We start from the raw sequence: 1,279 nt of genomic DNA, 5'->3' as shown, positions 1-1,279 counted from the left end.
TAGTGCTAGTATACTTTTATGGACACAACCCAATATAAACAGTTAAAATGAATGTATGGAAAGGAAGTGTCCATGTGAGAAATACAGGTAAAAGATATACAGATGATTTTAAGAAAATGATTATAGAAATATATAACTCTGGAAAACCAATACAAGAAATTTTCAGCGAATATGGCATAACAAGCGCTACATTATATAAGTGGCTTAAAAATCCACCAAGTAGTAAAACAAAGAAGCCTATAATAAAGGACAATACTTGCCCTAATAATATAAAAAAAGATACAGAAGTATTAAAACTTCAAAAGGAAATTCAACTTATTAAAGAGGAAAATGAAATATTAAAAAAAGCTATTGCCATGTTCGCGAAGGAAGAGAGTCAATCTTAGAATTTATTGATGAAAACAAGAATAATTATTCAGTTAAGCTAATGTGTAGGGTACTGGACATACCTAGAAGCACTTATTATAAATCTAAAGATAAGACATTAAGTAATAGAGCTATCGAGAATGAAAAATATGAAAAAGAAATACTTGCTATTTACGAGGAAAGTAGCAAGCGATATGGTGCACCCAAAATTCATCAAAAGCTTATTGAAAAGGGAAATGAAATAAGTGTTAAGAGAGTTCAAAGGCTTATGATAAAATTAAACATAGCATCAATAGTTATAGCTCAATATAAACCATATCCAAGTAAAACTGAAGTAAAAGAGCGTAAAAATATATTACGCAGGGACTTTACAACCAATACAATCAACGAAAAGTGGGTAGGTGATATAACCTATATACACACAATGAAAGATGGTTGGTGCTACTTGGCATCAGTAATGGATCTTCACACAAGAAAAATAATCGGATATTCATTCTCTAAATCTATGGATACAAGTTTAATTATAGTGGCCTTGAAAAATGCTTATGAAATACAAAGGCCTAGCGGCTCTATTATTTTCCATTCTGATCTTGGAACGCAGTATACCAGCGAAGCATATAGCGAACAGCTAAAAAAGTACAATATGATAGCATCATACAGTAACAAGGGATGTCCTTATGATAATGCATGTATTGAGTCTTTTCACTCTATTTTAAAGAAAGAACAAGTAAATAGAGTACTCTATTATGATTATGCTGCCGCAAGGCTTGATCTTTTTAAGTATATTGAAGGCTGGTATAACAGAAAAAGAATTCATGGTTCTATTGGTTATATAACGCCTCAAGCTAAAGAAGATTTAGTTAAGGCGTCAAATTTATAGAAATATCGTGTCCAAAATATTGACGTAAGTCCA

1 protein-coding gene is annotated in these 1,279 nt (G+C 31.3%); it reads left to right on the top strand.

Annotated elements, in window-relative coordinates:
• Positions 1-47: 47 nt before the first annotated feature.
• Positions 48-1,246 (top strand): IS3 family transposase gene (locus tag ACTNBA_RS19040; RefSeq protein WP_423219413.1). Its coding sequence is split into 2 segments (ribosomal slippage): positions 48-339 and positions 339-1,246, totalling 1,200 coding nucleotides; the frame shifts between segments, so codons are not numbered across the junction.
• Positions 1,247-1,279 lie beyond the last annotated feature (33 nt).

This window comes from Clostridium sulfidigenes (assembly GCF_052067195.1).
In the GTDB taxonomy this organism is placed as follows: Bacteria; Bacillota; Clostridia; order Clostridiales; family Clostridiaceae; genus Clostridium_J; species Clostridium_J sulfidigenes.
The sequence above is the reverse complement of the archived record's forward strand: the minus strand, read 5'-3'. Positions and strand labels throughout refer to the sequence as shown.